Annotated in this window: 13 protein-coding genes, 2 tRNA genes and 1 pseudogene; 8 read left to right on the forward strand and 8 right to left on the reverse strand. The window is 73.3% G+C overall.

Going from position 1 to position 17,071, the window contains the following annotated elements; genetic code table 11:
• Positions 1 to 62: 62 nt before the first annotated feature.
• Together ACZ3KJ_RS06000 and ACZ3KJ_RS06005 are read left to right on the forward strand one after the other, a co-directional pair.
• Positions 63 to 206: a hypothetical protein gene (locus ACZ3KJ_RS06000; RefSeq protein WP_467524988.1), complete on the forward strand. Its 144-nt coding sequence runs from the start codon at positions 63 to 65 to the stop codon at positions 204 to 206.
• On the forward strand, positions 203 to 1,984 hold the full coding sequence (locus tag ACZ3KJ_RS06005) for a SulP family inorganic anion transporter (protein ID WP_467524989.1): 1,782 nt from the start codon (positions 203 to 205) through the stop codon (positions 1,982 to 1,984). Before ACZ3KJ_RS06000 ends, ACZ3KJ_RS06005 begins: the two co-directional genes overlap by 4 nt.
• A gap of 145 nt (positions 1,985 to 2,129) precedes the next feature.
• On the opposite strand, the gene ACZ3KJ_RS06010 is transcribed toward ACZ3KJ_RS06005, so the two are convergent.
• The gene (locus tag ACZ3KJ_RS06010) at positions 2,130 to 2,408 is read right to left on the reverse strand and encodes a hypothetical protein (RefSeq protein WP_467524991.1); all 279 of its coding nucleotides are present in this window, start codon (positions 2,406 to 2,408) and stop codon (positions 2,130 to 2,132) included.
• A 430-nt stretch (positions 2,409 to 2,838) separates the two neighbouring features.
• Here ACZ3KJ_RS06010 and ACZ3KJ_RS06015 point away from each other — a divergent pair.
• Both ACZ3KJ_RS06015 and ACZ3KJ_RS06020 read left to right on the forward strand, forming a co-directional pair.
• Positions 2,839 to 2,949: pseudogene (locus tag ACZ3KJ_RS06015) on the forward strand (hypothetical protein); the annotation flags it as partial.
• 250 nt (positions 2,950 to 3,199) lie between these two features.
• Complete coding sequence (locus tag ACZ3KJ_RS06020; protein ID WP_467524992.1) at positions 3,200 to 3,547, forward strand: tyrosine-type recombinase/integrase; 348 nt, start codon at positions 3,200 to 3,202, stop codon at positions 3,545 to 3,547.
• Positions 3,548 to 3,651: 104 nt separating this feature from the next.
• Here the strand turns inward: ACZ3KJ_RS06020 and ACZ3KJ_RS06025 are convergent.
• Together ACZ3KJ_RS06025 and ACZ3KJ_RS06030 are read right to left on the reverse strand one after the other, a co-directional pair.
• Positions 3,652 to 3,724: transfer RNA gene (locus ACZ3KJ_RS06025), tRNA-Arg, on the reverse strand.
• A 209-nt stretch (positions 3,725 to 3,933) separates the two neighbouring features.
• Positions 3,934 to 4,024: transfer RNA gene (locus tag ACZ3KJ_RS06030), tRNA-Ser, on the reverse strand.
• A 156-nt stretch (positions 4,025 to 4,180) separates the two neighbouring features.
• Here ACZ3KJ_RS06030 and ACZ3KJ_RS06035 point away from each other — a divergent pair.
• Together ACZ3KJ_RS06035 and ACZ3KJ_RS06040 are read left to right on the forward strand one after the other, a co-directional pair.
• Entirely contained in the window at positions 4,181 to 4,660 is a 480-nt protein-coding gene (locus ACZ3KJ_RS06035) for an SSI family serine proteinase inhibitor (protein WP_467524993.1), read from the forward strand.
• 302 nt (positions 4,661 to 4,962) lie between these two features.
• Positions 4,963 to 9,903 (forward strand): hybrid sensor histidine kinase/response regulator, encoded by a 4,941-nt coding sequence (locus tag ACZ3KJ_RS06040; RefSeq protein WP_467524995.1) that lies wholly within the window; start codon positions 4,963 to 4,965, stop codon positions 9,901 to 9,903.
• 38 nt (positions 9,904 to 9,941) lie between these two features.
• Here ACZ3KJ_RS06040 and ACZ3KJ_RS06045 read toward each other — a convergent pair whose 3' ends face one another.
• Positions 9,942 to 10,544, reverse strand: coding sequence for a TetR/AcrR family transcriptional regulator (locus ACZ3KJ_RS06045; RefSeq protein ID WP_389518912.1), 603 nt, complete (start codon positions 10,542 to 10,544; stop codon positions 9,942 to 9,944).
• Positions 10,545 to 10,690: 146 nt separating this feature from the next.
• On the opposite strand from ACZ3KJ_RS06045, the gene ACZ3KJ_RS06050 reads away from it, so the two are divergent.
• Complete coding sequence (locus ACZ3KJ_RS06050; protein WP_467524997.1) at positions 10,691 to 11,953, forward strand: MFS transporter; 1,263 nt, start codon at positions 10,691 to 10,693, stop codon at positions 11,951 to 11,953.
• A 246-nt stretch (positions 11,954 to 12,199) separates the two neighbouring features.
• Here the strand turns inward: ACZ3KJ_RS06050 and ACZ3KJ_RS06055 are convergent, their stop codons facing one another.
• The 3 genes from ACZ3KJ_RS06055 to ACZ3KJ_RS06065 all read right to left on the reverse strand — a co-directional run bounded on the left by ACZ3KJ_RS06055 (position 12,200) and on the right by ACZ3KJ_RS06065 (position 15,149).
• Positions 12,200 to 13,855 (reverse strand): long-chain fatty acid--CoA ligase, encoded by a 1,656-nt coding sequence (locus ACZ3KJ_RS06055; RefSeq protein WP_467524999.1) that lies wholly within the window; start codon positions 13,853 to 13,855, stop codon positions 12,200 to 12,202.
• 149 nt (positions 13,856 to 14,004) lie between these two features.
• Positions 14,005 to 14,553 (reverse strand): SigE family RNA polymerase sigma factor, encoded by a 549-nt coding sequence (locus tag ACZ3KJ_RS06060; protein WP_467525001.1) that lies wholly within the window; start codon positions 14,551 to 14,553, stop codon positions 14,005 to 14,007.
• Between the two features lie 281 nt (positions 14,554 to 14,834).
• Positions 14,835 to 15,149: a hypothetical protein gene (locus tag ACZ3KJ_RS06065; protein ID WP_467525003.1), complete on the reverse strand. Its 315-nt coding sequence runs from the start codon at positions 15,147 to 15,149 to the stop codon at positions 14,835 to 14,837.
• Positions 15,150 to 15,496: 347 nt separating this feature from the next.
• Between ACZ3KJ_RS06065 and ACZ3KJ_RS06070 the strand changes: the two genes are divergently transcribed.
• Positions 15,497 to 16,381 (forward strand): bifunctional DNA primase/polymerase, encoded by an 885-nt coding sequence (locus ACZ3KJ_RS06070; protein WP_467525004.1) that lies wholly within the window; start codon positions 15,497 to 15,499, stop codon positions 16,379 to 16,381.
• 89 nt (positions 16,382 to 16,470) lie between these two features.
• Here the strand turns inward: ACZ3KJ_RS06070 and ACZ3KJ_RS06075 are convergent, their stop codons facing one another.
• A complete protein-coding gene (locus ACZ3KJ_RS06075) occupies positions 16,471 to 17,043 on the reverse strand; it encodes a GNAT family N-acetyltransferase (RefSeq protein WP_467525005.1) in 573 nt (190 codons plus the stop codon).
• Positions 17,044 to 17,071: the final 28 nt, after the last annotated feature.

Consider the following 17,071-nt stretch of genomic DNA (forward strand, 5'->3'; position numbering starts at 1 on the left):
CACGGCGGTCAGCCCGCTGACGGCGTCGGCACGACGGCTCCCGTCAGCGGCTCACCGCCGGCATGCCGCAGCAGTCCCTGAAGGGGGCGTTCGCGATCGACACCGAGCAGCCCGGCCGGCTCCCACTACGCGCCCCCGGGCTTCTGTTCGCCCAGGAGCCGGGCGAGCTCGCGGCCCGCCGGCCGAAGGCGGGCAGGCCTACGTGACAGCCCGCCACCGCGGCGACGGGCTCCGGTCCCGGCTGCGTGCCGTTCCCGGCGTCCGCGCCGCGGCGTCCTACCGCCGCGCATGGCTGGCCAAGGACGTGGTCGCCGGCGTCGTGCTCACCACCCTGCTGGTGCCGCAGGGCATGGCGTACGCCGAGCTGGCGGGCCTGCCGTCCATCACCGGCCTGTACACGACCGTCCTCTGCCTGCTCGGCTACGCGGTCTGCGGACCGTCCCGGATCCTGGTCCTGGGCCCCGACTCCTCGCTGGGGCCGATGATCGCCGCCGTCGTGCTGCCCCTGGTGGCCTCGGACGGTGACCCCGACCGGGCCGTGGCCCTGGCCTCGATGCTCGCCCTCATGGTGGCGGGAATCATGATCCTGGCCTCGGTGGCGAAGTTGGGCTTCATCGCCGACCTGATCTCCAAGCCGACGATGATCGGCTACCTGAACGGCCTCGCGCTCACGATCCTCATCGGGCAGTTGCCCAAACTGCTCGGGTTCGAGGTCGAGGCCGACAACCTGGTCGGTGAGTGCGTCGGGCTGATGCGGAAAATCGCCGACGGGGCGGTGGTACCGGCCTCGGCGGCGATCGGAGTCGGCGGCATCGCGCTGATCCTGGTGCTTCAGCGCACGGTGCCGAAGATCCCCGGCGTGCTGGTGATGGTGGCCCTGGCGATCGCCTCGGTCGCCGTGTTCGGCTTGGACGGGCACGGCGTCAGCCTGGTCGGCGAGCTTCCCCAGGGCTTCCCACCCTTCACGGTCCCCGACGTCCGCGCGTCCGACCTGGCCCCGCTGTTCGGCGGTGCGTTGGGCATCGCCCTCGTGTCGCTGGCCGACACGATCTCCAACGCGTCCGCCTTCGCGGCCCGTACCGGGCAGGAAGTGCGCGGCAACCAGGAGATGGCCGGGGTGGGGGCCGCGAATCTGGCCGCCGGTCTCTTCCAGGGCTTCCCCGTCAGCACCAGCGGCTCCCGGACGGCCGTGGCGGAGCGTGCCGGGGCGAGGAGCCAGCTGACCGGCGTCGTCGGAGCGGCGCTGATCGTCCTCATGCTCCTGCTCGCCCCGGGGATGTTCCGCGATCTCCCCCAGCCCGCCCTCGCCGCCATCGTCGTCACCGCCTCGCTGTCCCTGGCCGACGTGGCGGGCAGCGTACGGCTGTGGCGGCAGCGCCGGACCGAGTTCCTGCTGTCGGCCGCCGCGTTCCTCGGGGTGGCCCTGCTCGGCGTCCTGCAAGGCATCGCCATCGCCGTCGCCCTGTCCGTGCTCAACGTCTTCCGGCGGGCCTGGTGGCCGTACAACACCGCGCTCGGGAAGGTGGACGGGCTGGAGGGGTACCACGACGTACGGTCCTACCCGCAGGCCCAGAGGCTGCCCGGACTCGTGATCTACCGGTTCGACGCGCCGCTGTTCTTCGCCAACGCCAAGACCTTCCGCGACGAGGTGCGGCGGCTGGCCGCCACCGAGCCGCGGCCCGAGTGGATCGTCATCGCCGCCGAGCCCATGACCGACGTGGACACCACCGCCGCCGACACGCTGGAGGAGCTGGACGAGGCCCTCAACGCCGAACGGGTCCATCTGGTCTTCGCCGAGCTCAAGGATCCCGTCCGGCGCAAGATCGAACGTTATGAGCTGACCCGCACCATCGACCCGGGCCACTTCTTCCCCACCGTGGAGGCCGCCGTCGCCGCGTTCCGCCTGCGCACCGGGGCGGAGTGGACGCGACCGGAGACGGAGCGGCCCGGCGCACAGCCCCCGCCGACGGAGGACAAGCCGTGAGAAGCGGATCAGCCGTTCTCAACGCCCGCCTGATCACTTCGCAGCCGGTTGGCCGGCCGCCCGGACGCTGCGCGGCACGCGTATGCTCTGCCGACGTGGCGGGTCCCCGGCACTTACCCTGCCGGGGACCCGCCCGTTGACGGTGTCAGTCGAGTGCGATGAACCCGAACTCGCGGTCGCTCAGGGCGCCGTAGTAGTCGCCCGTCTTGATGATGGCCTGCTCGGTGCTCACCTCGGCGACGTGAGCGTTGTCGACGAGGTTGTAGTCGCCGCGGATCGTCACGGTGATGGTGGGCGTCTCCGGGAACTCCTCGCTGAAGAGGATCGCGTAGGTGCCCGCGCCGGTCTTGAGGACCTTGAAGCCGCGGCCGTCTTCGCGCTTGCCTTCTTTGCTGACGTTCCCTCGCACTACCTGGTGGGGCATCGGTTTCTCCCTTCGGGCTTGAACATCGGCTGGTGCCAACTCCCCTTGACGGCAGGCAGGCATAGCCAAGCCGGGCATGTCATCGGGGGGCGTGTTGATCGGCTGCGCCGACCGGGCCGTTTGCATATGCACGGCCTGCCGCGTACATGCCCGGGCCGCCAAACGCCCACACGCCACGCCTCCCGATGGCACCTGCACGGGTGATATCTCACATAAGCCCACAGTCAGTTTTGAGATGTACTTGCCAACCAGTCATCCGCCCCAGACCGGACGGCCGCTACCACGCCGCCGCCTACGTCCACCGCCCCGACGGCACCCCGCACCCCGCACCCGGAAGTTCGTCTACGGCAAGACCCGCAAGGAAGTGGCCGACAAACTCACGGAGTTGCAGGAGAAGACACGCCAGGGCATTCCCGCGGCAGAGTCCACCATGGCGTTCGGCGACCACCTCACCTACTGGCTCGCCACCATCGCACCCGCACGGCTCAAGCCGTCCACCCTGAACAGCTACGAGGGTCTGACCCGCCTGTACATCCGCCCCGCCCTCGGCAAGAAGCGGCTGCACCGGCTGTCGCCGTCGGACGTGCGCCGGTTCCTCGCGGAGTTCGCGGACTCCCGCCTGTGCTGCCTGCGGGGTGCGGACGCGGAGCGCCCCGAGGGCAAGCGGTCGTGCTGCGCCGTGGGCCGCTGCTCCAAGCGTCACCCATCCGCCCGGAACGTCCAGCGCATCCGCCGTGAGCTGATCTTCGGGACCCCACACAGAGCACCGAGCCCGGCAGGAGCGCGAACGCATGGTCGCGGGAAAGAAGTGGCAGCCGGCGCCGGGACAGCCCGACGGGCTGATCTCCACCACGCCGACCGGCCGCGTCACGGACCCGCGCGGTCTGAACCGGATGCTCACCATCCCGTGCCGGGACGCCGGCGTGCGACGCGTGCGGGTGCACGATCTTCGGCACACCTGCGCCTCTCTCCTGCTCGCACAGGGCGTGGACGCTCGCACGATCATGGAGACGCTCGGGCACAGCACGATCACGATGACACTGGACACCTACGCGCACGTGATGAGCACGACGCTCAAGGCCGCCACTGATCGCATGGACGACGCGTTGGGCGACGATCCCGAAGACGAGATCTTGTAGTCGGAGACCTTGATGACGTCGTCACTGCGACCGACGTAGACGTTGACGTCACCCGTTGATGTCAAAGGCCCCGCCGGGCGAACCGGCGGGGCCTTTGACCTGTGTGCACTCGGCAGGATTCGAACCTGCAACCTTCTGATCCGTAGTCAGATGCTCTATCCGTTAAGCTACGAGTGCTTGTCATTCTTCTTTTTTTGTCTTTCCGCTCCCGGCCCTTCCGGCCCGCTTGCGGCGACAGGAAGAACATTACATGACTGCCGCCGTCATGTGAAATCCGATTCCCGCACCCGTTGTGACCTGCGGAAACGTCCACGAGGGGGGTTCCAGAGGGTTCCGGCGGGGCAACGACGAAGCCCCGGTCGGGAGGACCGGGGCTTCGGTGAGGGCGGAGGCGGAGGGATTTGAACCCTCGATGGGCTTTAAGGCCCAAACCGCATTAGCAGTGCGGCGCCATAGACCGGACTAGGCGACGCCTCCAGCACATCCCCTCGCGTGTGTGCGAGTGGTGCGTGCAGATGATGACACAGTCGAGCGTCGTGTCACCAATCGGCCTCTACGGTACTAGGCAGTCGGGCCGCAGGGCAAAGACTTCGCGGGGCGGAACGTCGTCGTGGCCGAGGCGTTAGTCAGGGCATGTTGCCCGTCGCACTCGACACCGCGGTCCAGGTCACGCCGTTCCGTCGGCTCGGCCTCACCCTCTCCGCCGTTTCCGTCCTCCTCGGCTCCCTGGCCGTCGGCCCCGGGCCGGCCGTGGCGCACGCGTCGCCGGGGGAAGGTGATCACCTCACGGTCGCCGTGAGGGGAGCGGGGCGGGGGCTGGACGGCACGTTCGAGGTGTACTGCCGTCCGGACCGCGGAAGCCACCCGGACGCGCCCGGAGCCTGCCGGGCGGTGGACCGGAACACTCGGTGGGGCGAGGACGTCTTCGCGCCGGTGCCGGACGGCAGCATGTGCACCATGCAGTACGGCGGGCCGGCCACCGCACGCGTCACCGGGCGGTGGGCCGGGCGGACCGTCGACGCGACGTACGACCGCCGCGACGGGTGCGCGATCGAGCGGTGGGACCGGTTCGTGCCGCTGCTGCCGGACGTGGGGCCGGCCGTCGCGCGGTGAGCGCGGTGAGCACGGTGAACACCGTGAGGGTGAGGGCGCCGTGGCCGCGTCCGTGGCCGCGGCCGCCGCTCGCACAGCTCGCTCATGGCCGAGGCATCCGTCCCGTAAACGTCGCGCGAAGGTGCCGCGAAGCCGGGGCGGGTGGTCACGGGTTCCGTGTCACCTCGTCGTGCGAGCTCCCTCTCATCCGGCGCCCCGAGCACCGCCCCAGCCCTTAGACTCCCTCGCGTGACACGCTGCGGGACGGTTGGCAAGATGGCCCGAGCGGTCGGCAAGGTGCGGTAACAGGGAGGAAGCGACTCGTGAGCAGCAGGCCATCCCGAGGCGCTGCTCGCCTCGCAGCCATACTGGACGCGCTTCCCGACGCGTTGTTGCTGGTCAACGCCAACGGGACCGTCGTGAACGCGAACACGATCGCGTTGGAGGCGTTCGAGGCGCCCGGTACCGCGCTCGTCGGCCGGGGGCTCCTCGATCTGCTGCCGCAGTTCGACTCCAAGCTGATCCCTGGGTCCATGCGGCGGCCCGACCACATGGATCCGCGCGGCCGGACCAAGCCGACGCGGATGGTCGCACGGCGGACGGACGGCAGCGAGTTCCCCGTCGAGGTCACCAGCGCGAACCTGGAGAACGGGCAGCAGGCCTACGACAGCTACGGCTACGCCAGCGACGAGCTGCTCATGCTCGTCGTACGCGACCTGTCGGGAACCGTCGACACCGAGGCGGAGCTGGCGCGTTCCCAGCGGCAGACCGAGATGATCCTGCGGGCCGCGTCCGAGGGGGTCGTGGGGACGGACACCGACGGGCGGATCGTGCTCGTCAATCCGGCCGCCGCGCAGATCCTGGGCTACCGGGCGAGCGATCTCGGCGGCAAGGAGCTCCACACGCTCATGCTGCACTCGCGCGCCGACGGCTCGCCCTTCCCGTACGACGAGTCGCCGCTCGCCGACACCCTGCGGTCCGGGCGCAAGCACCGGGTGCGCGGGCAGGTGGTGTGGTCGAAGTCGGGCGACAAGGTCTCCGTCGATCTGACGACCGCGCCCGTGCGGGACGGCGACCAGCTGGTCGGCGCCGTGATGACCTTCACCGACCGGCGGCCCTTCGACACCCTCGCCGAGGAGAAGGACGCCCTCGAGAAGAAGCACGCCGACGAGCTGGAAACGCTCTCCGAGGAGCACGCCTCCGACCTCACCGCCCTGCGCCAGCAGCACGTCACCGAGCTCGAGGAACTGCGCGAGCGGCACGCGGAGGAGCTGTCCGCCGGCGAGGAGCGCTACGCCGCCCTGGGGGAGCGCGAGAAGGACCGGTACGAGGCCCTCGCCGCCCGGCACGAGCAGTTGCTGACCCTGCTGGGGCGGTCGCTGCGCGGGCCCCTCGACGAGCTGCGCCGCGAGCTGTCCACGCTCGCCGCGGACGACGCGGGGCAGCTGTGGCCCGAGGCCAACCAGGTGCTGCACCACCTCTCGGCGGGCTACGCGCGCATCACCACCCTCATCGACAACGTCCTCGGCTACCAGCGGCTCGACGCCGGCAGTGAGGGCATCCACCGTACGAAGGTGATGCTCGACGCCGTCGTCGCCGCCGGTGTCGACGGGGCCGTCGAGCTCGTCGGGCCGGGGCGGGTGCAGTTCGCCGTGCACGCGCCGCCCATCGAGGCCGAGGTCGACGCGCGGCTCCTCGCGACCGCGCTCGCGCACCTCGTGGCCGATGTCGCCGGCGTCGACGCCACCGGCAACGCGCCCGTCTCGGCGGGCGGTTACATGGACAACACGGTCGTGGTCGCCGCCGCGCAGCGCGGTGAGGTGGTCCGGATCGAGGTACGCGGGCCGTACACCGGGGGCGACCCGGTGCACGAGCCGATCGTGCGCGGGATCGTGCGGGCGCACGGCGGTGTGCTCCAGACGCACGAGGTGCCGGGGATGAGCGGCAACGCGTACGTCCTCGAAGTGCCGTTGGGCGGGGGCGCGGGGGCGGTCGCCGCCGGACAGACCCCCGCGGGCGGCGGCGCGGTCGCCCTGCCGGCGGCGGCGTCCGACGCACCGGCCCAGGGCCAGGTGCCGGCGATGACGTCCGAGAGGGCGGAAGCGGGCGCCGCGGAGGGTGCCGAGGCCGGGCACGGTTCCGGCGCGGGGCGGCGGCGGGCCCGGCGGTCGTCCGTCGACGCCTTCCTGGAGAGCGAGGTCGCGGGCGCGGGCGCCGGTGCGGCCGACAGCGCCGAGGCGGAGTCCGTCGCGCCGACCGGACGGCGTCGCCGGCGCGCCCTGGCCGCCGACGAGGTGCCGGCCGCCGGTCCGGTGGACGACGTGGAGGCTCCCGGTGGCACCGGTGGAGCCACCGGTGGCTCCGGAGGAACCGGGCGGCGGCGTGGGCGGCCGGCCGAACCTGCCGGTCAGGGCGGTGGTCAGGGCGGCGGCGCCGGCACCGGGGTGGCCGAGGGGGCCGTCGTGACGGCTGCCGAACACGCGGCGGGCACCGCCGCGTCGGGTACGGGCCTCGGCGGCACCGTTCCGCCGCAGGGAGTGCCCCAGCCCGCCGTGCGCCGGGCCGCGGACGAACCGCAGGCCCTGCCGGCCGCCCTGCCCGCGGTCGCGGGCGGCGAGGCGCAGGATCCCGCGGAGGGCGCGGAGCCGACGGGACGCCGACGGCGCGCCCTGGCCGCGGCGACGGAACGGGCCGCCGCGCAGGAGGCGGGGCCCCGTACGGTGTTCGCCCTGCCGCCGGCCGAGGCGGACCGGGCATCCGACGGACCGGACGGTGCCGTCGAGGCGCAGGCCGGGGGGCAGGCCGCGGGGCACGCCGTGGGGCAGGGTCCGGCCGCCGTGCCGCCCGGGGCCTCTCCCGTGCCCCCAGGGGTTTCTCCTGTGCCCCCAGGGGGCACCGCGGTTCCCCTTGCCGGGCAGCCGCTTCCCATTCCCGGCCAGCCGGTGCCGGTTCCCGGTCAGCCGGTACCCGTGCAGAGTCAGCCGGTGCCCGTTCCCGGTCAGCCGGTGCCCGTACAGGGTCAGCCGGTGCCGGTCCCCGGTCAATCGATGCCCGTTCCCGGCCAGCCGGTGCCCGTGCAGAGTCAGCCGGTGCCGGGGCAGATGCCCGTTCCGTCGCAGGCCGTGGCGTCCGTGCAGGGTGTGGCCGAGGACGCGTCGCACGACCACGGCCGGCACGACGCCGTACCGCACGGCCAGGACGACGACCACACGCCGCCGCAGCCGCATCCGACGAACGCTCCGACCGGCCGTCGGCGCCGGGCGGTGTCCCCGCCGACGGCGGAGGCGGCCCAGGTGGAAGGGCAGGCGCAGGTCCAGGACGGTGCCGGTCGAGCGGTGCCGGTGCCGGGGCAGCGGGCCGCGGTCGGACAGCAGCCCGGTGGGGCCGGTGAGGCGGCTCGTCCGCAGGGTGGTGTGGCCGGAGGCGGGCAAGCCGTGCCCGTACCCGCTCAGCCGGTGCCCGTGCAGGGTCAGCCGGTGCCGGTCCCCGGTCAATCGATGCCCGTTCCCGGCCAGCCGGTGCCCGCGCAGCCCCTGCCGGAGCCGTCGGCCGCCGGTCAGCCGGTGCCCGGACAGCCGGCCGCCCTCGCCCAGCCCGCGGGCGCTCCGCTGCCGCCGGCGTCGGGGCAGGTCGGCGTGCCCGCGCAGGACTCCGTCCAGGCCCCGGCCGTACCGGCCCCCGGCGCGCAGGCTCCCGCGGGCCGGCCGCCCGCTCCGGGGCAGCCCCTGCCCGCCGAGGCGGCCCCGGCTGCCGCGGCCGAGATCCCCGGTGCGCCCGCCCCGGGCACCGCGCCGTCGAGCACCAACACCCCGAGCACGGGCACCCCGCTCCCGCCCGAGGCCGTCGCACAGGCACAAGCGCAAGCACCGGCACAGACGTCGGCTCAGACGCGTGCCGCGCAGCCGTTGCCCGCCGAATCCGTAGCGGCCGCGGCAGCAGCCGCAGCAGCCGCGGGCGTGGACCCCAACTCCACGCAGGGCCGGTCGATCAGCGTCCGTACGCTCGGCCAGGGCGTGCCCTTCACCCGCCAGGCCGCCCAGGCCCCGCAGGTCCCGCAGGTCCCGCAGGTCCCGCAGGTCCCGCAGGCGCAGGTGCCCCCGTCCACGGCCACCCCGGCCCCGCACTCGCCCGGCGGTTCGGGGCGGCGGCGCAAGCTGGGCACGCCGCCCGACCCGGACGCGCGACCGGAACAGGCGGCCCGTCCGCACCCGTCGGCCGAGCAGCCCGCCGTACCGCAGCCCGGTGTGCCGAAGGCGCCCGTGCCGCAGGTGTCCGAGCCCCGGGCGTCCGTGCCGCGGGCCGCCGGACCCCAGGGGGCGGTGGCGCCCGGCGCTCCGCAGCCGTCCCTCGCGGGGCAGCCGCTGCCGGGGCAGGCGCCGGCCGGACAGGCGCGGCCCGCGCCCGGGACCGAGGGCGTCGGCCGCTCGTACGCCATAGGAGCGCCGGACGAGAACGCCGCCGAGGGGCCCGAACCGCTCGACGGGCCGGGCGGTGCCGTCGAGGTGGCGGACCCGCCGCGGCCGCAGCCGATGGACGACGAGCTGCCGCCGGAGCCGTTGGACAACCCGCGCCGGCTGCTGGTGTGGCCGGCTCCGGACGTGAGCACCCAGCAGGCGCTCAGCGACCGCGGCTACCGGCCGGTCATCGTGCACTCGCGCGAGGAGGTCGACGCGCAGATCGCCGCCTTCCCGGCCGCGCTGTTCGTGGACCCGCTGACCGGACCGATCACGCGGACCGCGTTGCAGTCGCTGCGGCAGGCCGCGGTGGCCGCCGAAGTGCCGGTGCTCGTCACGGCCGGGCTCGGACAGGCCTCGCGCGACGCGGCGTACGGCGCCGATCCCGCCGTTCTGCTGAAGGCGCTCGCCCCGCGGGACAGTGAGCAGCATCCGCCGCGGGTGCTGCTGATCGAGGAGCACGCGGAGATAGCGCTGGCCCTGACCGCGACGCTGGAGCGGCGCGGGATGCAGGTGGCGCGGGCGGCGAGCGACGCGGACGCGGTCACGCTCGCCTCGCAGCTGCGGCCGAACCTGGTGGTGATGGACCTGATGCAGGTGCACCGGGGCCGGGCCGGGATCGTCGACTGGCTGCGGGCGAACCAGCAGCTCAACCGCACCCCGCTGGTCGTCTACACGGCCGCCGTCGACCAGGCGGACCTGCCCCGGCTGGCCTCCGGCGAGACGGTGCTGTTCCTCGCGGAGCGGTCCACCAGCGCGGAGGTCCAGTCCCGGATCGTGGACCTGCTCGCGCGGATCGGCACCAACTGAGCGGCGGCGCGACGCCGCGGAGATCCGTCAGAAGCGCCCTAGAGCGCGACCAGCCTGCGGGCCGCCTCCTTCACGGAGGCGCGCAGGCGGGCGCGGTCGTCGTCCTCGCCGCCCACCAGGATGCGGCTCATCTGCGGTACGGCGGTGGCCCAGTTCGCCAGGGCGACCAGCAGGAACATCAGGTCGCGGGCCGGGATCGCGTCGCTGATCACCCCGCGGTCCTGGCCGTCCTGGACGGCGGCGACCTTGCGGGCGTAGTGCTCCTGCCGTTCCGTCTCGTCGGGCAGGTCGGCGGTGCCGTACTCGATGCCCTCCCAGTAGAGGAGGCGCAGGAGTTCGGGGTGGGTGGCGTGGTAGTCCATCAGCCGGTCCATCCAGCCCTCGACGTCGTCCGGGTCGACGGGGACGGAGGCGGCGAGGTCCACCATGCAGCGGCCGAGGACCTGGGTGAACAGCTCCGCCTTGTTGCCGAAGTACGCGTAGATGAGCTGCTTGTTGGCCCTCGCCTCGGCGGCGATGCGGTCGATGCGGGCGCCCGCGATGCCGTACCGGGCGAACTCGGCGACGGCGGCCTCGAAGATGCGCGCCTTGGTGGCCTCGGGGTCGCGAGGGGTGGTGCCGCGGGGGCTGCTCGTTGCCATGGGGACATGGTAGCCACGCCAGGCAACCAACTGGTTGGTTGACAGGGAATGGACGACCGTTCGAGACTGTTCCCCCTCTCGTCCAACCAACTGGTTGGTTATTAGTGCTCGGCACTCAGCGCCGACTCGAAGGAGCATCCGCCGCCATGCCGTCCGCCAGCCCGCAGCAGATCCGACAGGCCCCGCAGGCCCCGGGGGTCCAGGACACCGAGCAGGGCCGCACGGCCCGGCCGGCCCCGGCGCCCGCCCGGGACACCGGCCTCTTCTCCGGCCGCCTGTTCCTCCCCCTCATCGCCCTCTGCACCGCCGTGACGGCCGGCAACATCTACGTCGCGGCCCCGCTGCTCCCCCTCATCGCCCGGGACTTCGGCTCCACGTCGTCGGCGGTGGCCTGGATCGCCTCGGTCGCCCAGTTCGGCTACGCCGCCGGCCTGCTCTTCTTCGCCCCGCTCGGGGACCGTGTCAACCGGCGCCCGCTGGTCGCCGTGCTGTCCCTCGTCGCCGCGGCCGCGCTGGTCGCCGGCGCCCTGGCCGCGGGGACCACCGCGCTCGCCGCCGCCGTGCTCATCGCCTCCGCGGCGACCGTCGTCCCGCAGCTGCTCGTCCCGCTGGTCGCCGAACGCGCCCCCGCCCACCACCGCGCCCGCCATGTCGCCGCGGTCGTCGCCGGGCTGTTCACCGGCATCGTCGCGGCCCGCGTCCTCGGCGGACTCGCCGGACAGGCCTTCGGCTGGCGGGCGGTGTTCGCCGGCGCGGCCGTCCTCACCACCGCGCTCGGCCTGCTGACCGCCGCCGCCCTGCCCTCCGAACGCGGCCGACGCCGCGCGGGCGGCCTCTTCACCGGCCTGCGCGACATGCCGGGCCTGGTGCGCCACTCGTCCGACCTGTGGCGGGCGTGCGTGCGGCAGGCCGGCATGTACGGCGCCTGGAGCGCCCTGTGGACGTCGCTGGCGCTGCTGCTGACCGGCCGCCCCTACGGCCTGTCCACCGCGACCGCCGGCCTCTTCGGTCTCTTCGGCCTCGCCGCCAGCGTCGTCGCGCCGCTCGCCGGCGGTCTGGTCGACCGCTTCGGCGCCGCCCGGGTCGTCCGTACCGCGTACCTGCTCGCCGCCGTGTCCGTGCCGCTGTTCTGGCTGGGCGGCCGGGTGATGCCGGCGCTCTTCCTGGCCGCGATCGCCATCCACGCGGCCCTCGTCGCCTCCCACGTCGCCAACCAGACCCTCGCCCTCACCACCACCTCCGAGCCGGCCACCGCCAACAGCGCCTACGTCGTCGCGGGCTTCGCCGGCGGCGCCACCGCCTCGGCCCTGGCCGGCCTCGCCTTCGCCCACTGGGGCTGGAGCGGCGTGGTCGCGGTGGCCGCGGTGTGGCTGGCGGTGGGGTGGGGGAGCACCGCGGTACGGCGGTGACGGTGGGGCCGTGACAACGGCACCCTGAGACACACAGCGGCCACTGGGCAGGCCTTCGAGGACCCGCCCAGTGGCTGTGCGTCGTGCAGTGGCCGCGCGCCGTTTCAGTGGCCGCGCGCCGTTTCAGTGGCCGCGCGCCGTTTCAGTGGCCGCGCGCCGTTTCAGTGGCCGCGCGCCATTCAATGGCCTCGCGCCATTCAATGGCCGCCGCTCATGGCTGCGCGCACCACCCCTGACCGCGCGCCGTCAGAGCCGCGTGACGTCCAGCGCCCCCTCCGCGTACTGCCGGCGCAGCACCTTCTTGTCGAACTTGCCCACGCTCGTCTTCGGGACCGCCTCGATGATCGTCCAGCGCTCCGGGAGCTGCCACTTGGCGATCTTGCCCTCCTGGGCGAGGAAGGCGCGCAGGGTCTCGAAGTCGGCGCTGGAGCCCTCCTTCAGTACGACCGTGGCCAGCGGGCGTTCGCCCCACTTGTCGTCGGGGACGGCGACGACGGCCGCCTCGGTGACGTCCGGGTGGGACATCAGCGCGTTCTCCAGCTCGACGGACGAGATCCACTCGCCGCCGGACTTGATGACGTCCTTGGCGCGGTCGGTGAGGGTGAGGAAGCCGTCGGGGGAGATGGTGCCGACGTCGCCCGTCTTCAGCCAGCCGTCCTCGCTGAACTTGTCGGCGGGACGCAGCGGGTCGGCGTCCGGGCCGTTGTAGTAGGCGCCGGCGATCCAGGAACCGCGGACCTCCAGTTCGCCGGCGGACTCGCCGTCCCAGGGGAGGCGTTCGCCGCCGGGACCGGTGAGGCGGGCCTCGACGCCGGCCGGGAAGCGGCCCTGGGTGAGGCGGTAGGCGAACTCCTCGTCGGTGCCGACCGCGTGGGCCGGCGGGCGGGCGATGGTGCCGAGCGGGGAGGTCTCCGTCATGCCCCACGCGTGGCAGACGCGCATGCCGAGGCCGTCGAAGGCCGTCATCAGGGAGGGCGGACAGGCCGAACCGCCGATGGTGACCTGGGTGAGGGAGGAGACGTCGCGGGGCCTGGCGGTCAGTTCCGCGAGCAGCCCCTGCCAGATGGTGGGCACGGCGGCGGCGTGGGTCGGCTTCTCCGACTCGATCATCTCGGCGAGCGGTGCGGGCTGGAGGAAACGGTCCGGCATCAGCATGTTCACGCCGGTCATGAAGGTGGCGTGCGGCAGGCCCCAGGCGTTGACGTGGAACTGGGGCACGACGACCAGTGTCGTGTCCTGGTCGGTCAGGCCCATCGACTGGGCCATGTTGACCTGCATGGAGTGCAGGTAGATCGAACGGTGGCTGTAGACCACGCCCTTGGGGTCGCCGGTCGTGCCGGAGGTGTAGCACATCGCGGCGGCCTGGCGTTCGTCCAGCTCGGGCCAGTCGTAGGAGGCCGGCTTGCCGGCGATGAGGTCCTCGTACTCGTGCACCCGGGCGCTGGCGCCCGCGAGGAGGGAGCGGTCGCCGGGGCCGGTCACGACCACGTGCTCGACCGTCTTCAGGTGCGGGAGCAGCGGGGCCAGCAGCGGCAGCAGCGACCCGTTGGCGATCACGACCTTGTCGGCCGCGTGGTGGACGATCCAGATGAGCTGCTCGGGAGGCAGGCGCAGATTCAGGGTGTGCAGGACCGCGCCCATGGAGGGGATCGCGAAGTAGGCCTCGACGTGCTCGGCGTTGTTCCAGGCCAAGGTCGCGACCCGGTCGTCGTCGACGACCCCGAGGTCCTCGCGCAGGGCGTGCGCCAGCTGGGCCGCGCGGGCGCCGATCTCGGCGTAGGAGCGGCGCTGCGGGGCGCCCTCGCCGGTCCAGGTGGTCACCTGCGAGGTGCCGTGGATCGTCGACCCGTGGGTCAGGATCCTCGAGATCAGCAGCGGTACGTCCTGCATGGTGCTCAGCACGGCGTCCTCCCAGGTGCGGCGACATTGCCTACGCGGTGGTAACGGTTGCGCTGATTCTGCGCACATACCGCGCGGTATGTCACTAGGGGGCGCCGATCGATCAGGTCACGTTCGGGGTGCGGTGCGCGAAGCGTCCGCGCCGGGCCGGCTCACCGGGCGACGTCCAGTTCGGGGTCCTCGCGGAGCTTGCCGAGGGCGCGGGACACCGCCGACTTCACCGTGCCCACCGAGACGCCGAGCACCTCCGCGGTCTGCGCCTCGCTGAGGTCCTCGTAGTACCGGAGGACCACCATCGCCCGCTGCCGGGAGGGCAGCTTCATGATCGCCCGCCACATCGCGTCGTGCAGCGCCTGCCGCTCGGCCGGATCGTCGTCCCCGGGCTGCGGCTCCGGCTCCGGCAGCTCGTCGCAGGCGAACTCGTCGACCTTGCGCTTGCGCCACTGCGAGGTACGCGTGTTCAGCAGGGCCCGGCGGACGTAGCCGTCGAGCGCCCGGTGGTCCTCGATCCGTTCCCACGCGACGTACGTCTTGGCGAGCGCGGTCTGCAACAGGTCCTCCGCGTCGCTCGGGTTCGCCGTCAGCGACCGGGCGGTGCGCAGCAGCACCGGCTGACGGGCCCTGACGTACGACGAGAAGGACGGGTACGGGGAGGGCCGCGTCATGCCCTTCGAGGCGCTGGTGCAGACGGGTGTGGTCATGCCTCCACGCTAGGAGCCGCCCCGGCCCCGCGGATCGCCCGCAGGTGCCGAAGCGGAGTCCCCCTCAGGTTGTAGGAGTGGGGCCCGCCCCACCTCCTGAGGGTGGACGAGCGGGAGATGCGCACCGGGGTTCACCCCTGGGGGGCGCCGGCCACGGGAAGGGGCGGAACGCGCCTGCGCGGCGGTACCGAAGCACCGCCGCGCAGGAACGCGTTCACCCCACGAAGCACACCCGACACGGAGATCGGCGGGCCGGGCACCGCCCCCTCAGGTCATGCGGGTCACAGCCACAGCGGGGCGAAGGTGAGCACCACGTTGCCGTTGCCCTGGTTGACGGAGGTGAAGGCGGAGTCGTCGACCTGCGCGGTGTTGCTCTGGTTCGAGGCCCCCCACCCGACCGCGTTCTGCTGCGTGGTGGAGGAGTTGCCGTTGTTGTCGTCACCGACGCCGCTGCCCACGACGCTGGCGACACCCGCGTTCGATCCGTCGTCCGCGAAGCCGCCGTTGTCCGCCACCGCGACGCCGGTGAACAGGGCGACGGCCAGCGGAAGGGCGGAGACGGCGGCGATGACGCGGGCGGTACGGATGCTTGCCATGCTGTTCCTCCAGAAATCCGGAAACCATGGATGAGGGTTCTCCGCCAGGCAGTTGGCCGACCGTCCCGGCGCTGTGACGACGTCGCGAGACCAGAGTTGCCCACCGCGTCCCGGCGAACCACCTCGGACAGCACCATTCGCACGCAAGCGTGATGACAAGTCGATAAACCCCTTTCGCCCCTTTTCCTGCCCGGCACACCGCGACCCCGGGCAAGCCGGACACCCCACTCCCCAAGCCCCCCAAGAGGTGAAGCGTTCCGCCATCCTTCCGGCCGATGCGGGCCGCCTTCGGCGCGTCGCCACCCGCCCCTCTTCCCTAATTCGAATGCGCGTACGAACATGATTCCATGGCCACCACCGACCGGAACTCCCGGCAGGCCACCCCGCCGGTCCTCGCCCACGCCCTGGCGGCCGCCGAACGCGGCCTGGCCGTCATCCCCCTGTCCCGGACGAAACTCCCGGCCCTGCGCTCCCCCCACCGCGACGACCCGGCCGCCCCGCCCTGCCACGGCGAGTGCGGCCGCCCCGGCCACGGCGTGTACGACGCCACCACCGACCCGGCGCGCCTGCGCGCACTGTTCGCCGCCGCCCCCTGGGCCACCGGCTACGGCATCGCCTGCGGCCGGCCCCCGCACCACCTGATCGGCGTCGACCTGGACACCAAGCCCGGCGCGGACTCCACGGCCGCCTTGCGCGAACTGGCCCTTCGCCACCTCTTCACGATCCCGCCCACGGTCGTCGTGCTCACCCCGTCCGGCGGCCGCCACCTCTGGCTCACCGGCCCACCGGACGTCGCCGTCCCCAACTCGGCCGGCCGCCTCGCCCCCGGCATCGACATCCGGGGCGCCGGCGGCTACCTCGTCGGCCCCGGCTCCCGCACCGCACACGGCGTGTACGCCACCGCCCCCGGCACCGCGCACCTCGCCCCCGCGCGCTGCCCGCGCGCCCTCCTGCTGCTTCTGCTCCCCCCGCCCCGTCCGCACCCCTCCACGCCCCCGACGGCGGGCGGTGCCCACGGGCGCGGCCTGGTCCGGTTCGTCCTCGCCGCCCACGAGGGCCAGCGCAACACCCGGCTGTTCTGGGCGGCCTGCCGGGCCTACGAGGACGGCATCGGCCCGGCCCTCGCCGAGCCTCTCGTCGCCGCGGCCGTACGCACCGGACTGACCGAGCGCGAGGCGCGCACGACGGTGGCCTCGGCACGACGCCTGACAGGGCGAGGACGGGAGACCTGACGGGACCGGAAACGGGACGTCGCCCGCCCCCGTCCTCGCCCCCCGTCCCCGCCGCCGTCCACGTCAGCGCTCTGCCGCCACCCTCCGCGTCAGCGCACCCCCGCCGCCCTCCCGCCGGCGGACCGCCACTCGCGGTCGAGGATCGCGTGCACGACGGAGTCCCGCCAGGCCCCGCCCTTCAGCACGTGCTCGCGGATCACGCCCTCCTCGACCATGCCGACGGCCGCCATCGTCCGGGCGGAGGCTTCGTTGAGGGGCGACCTCGCTCCCCAGACGCGGTGCAGGCCCAGGTCCTCGAACCCGACGCCGAGCAGCAGCCGCACCGTCTCCACGCCGTACCCCACGCCCCAGGCGTCCGGACGCAGGGCGAAGCCGAGGGTGGCTCCGCCCTGCTGGTGCGGGTCGGTGGCCAGACGCCCGAAGCCGATCAGCCGGTCCGTCGCCCGCTCGACCACGGCGAGCGCGTACTCGGTGCGCGGGGCTGCGGTCGCGGCGGCGACGGACCGGCTCAGGGTCCGGGCGACCTGGTCACGGGTGCGCGGCTCGAACGACAGGTGCGCGGTCGCCTCGGGGCTGCCGTAAACGGCGTGCACCGCGTCGACGTCGTCGGCGGCGAACTCACGGAGGCTCAGCCGTGCACCGGAGCGGGTGACCGGATACATGCCGGGAGCCTACCCACGGCGGGCTGGG

Source organism: Streptomyces sp. NPDC003248 (assembly GCF_055563235.1).

Coding starts and splice junctions, on each gene's coding strand:
- ACZ3KJ_RS06020 (WP_467524992.1), top strand. CDS start 3,200: ATGGTCGCGGGAAAGAAGTGGCAGCCGGCGCCGGGACAGCCCGACGGG.
- ACZ3KJ_RS06075 (WP_467525005.1), bottom strand. CDS start 17,043: ATGTATCCGGTCACCCGCTCCGGTGCACGGCTGAGCCTCCGTGAGTTC.
- ACZ3KJ_RS06010 (WP_467524991.1), bottom strand. CDS start 2,408: ATGCCCCACCAGGTAGTGCGAGGGAACGTCAGCAAAGAAGGCAAGCGC.
- ACZ3KJ_RS06050 (WP_467524997.1), top strand. CDS start 10,691: ATGCCGTCCGCCAGCCCGCAGCAGATCCGACAGGCCCCGCAGGCCCCG.
- ACZ3KJ_RS06000 (WP_467524988.1), top strand. CDS start 63: ATGCCGCAGCAGTCCCTGAAGGGGGCGTTCGCGATCGACACCGAGCAG.
- ACZ3KJ_RS06045 (WP_389518912.1), bottom strand. CDS start 10,544: ATGGCAACGAGCAGCCCCCGCGGCACCACCCCTCGCGACCCCGAGGCC.
- ACZ3KJ_RS06060 (WP_467525001.1), bottom strand. CDS start 14,553: ATGACCACACCCGTCTGCACCAGCGCCTCGAAGGGCATGACGCGGCCC.
- ACZ3KJ_RS06035 (WP_467524993.1), top strand. CDS start 4,181: ATGTTGCCCGTCGCACTCGACACCGCGGTCCAGGTCACGCCGTTCCGT.
- ACZ3KJ_RS06070 (WP_467525004.1), top strand. CDS start 15,497: ATGGCCACCACCGACCGGAACTCCCGGCAGGCCACCCCGCCGGTCCTC.
- ACZ3KJ_RS06065 (WP_467525003.1), bottom strand. CDS start 15,149: ATGGCAAGCATCCGTACCGCCCGCGTCATCGCCGCCGTCTCCGCCCTT.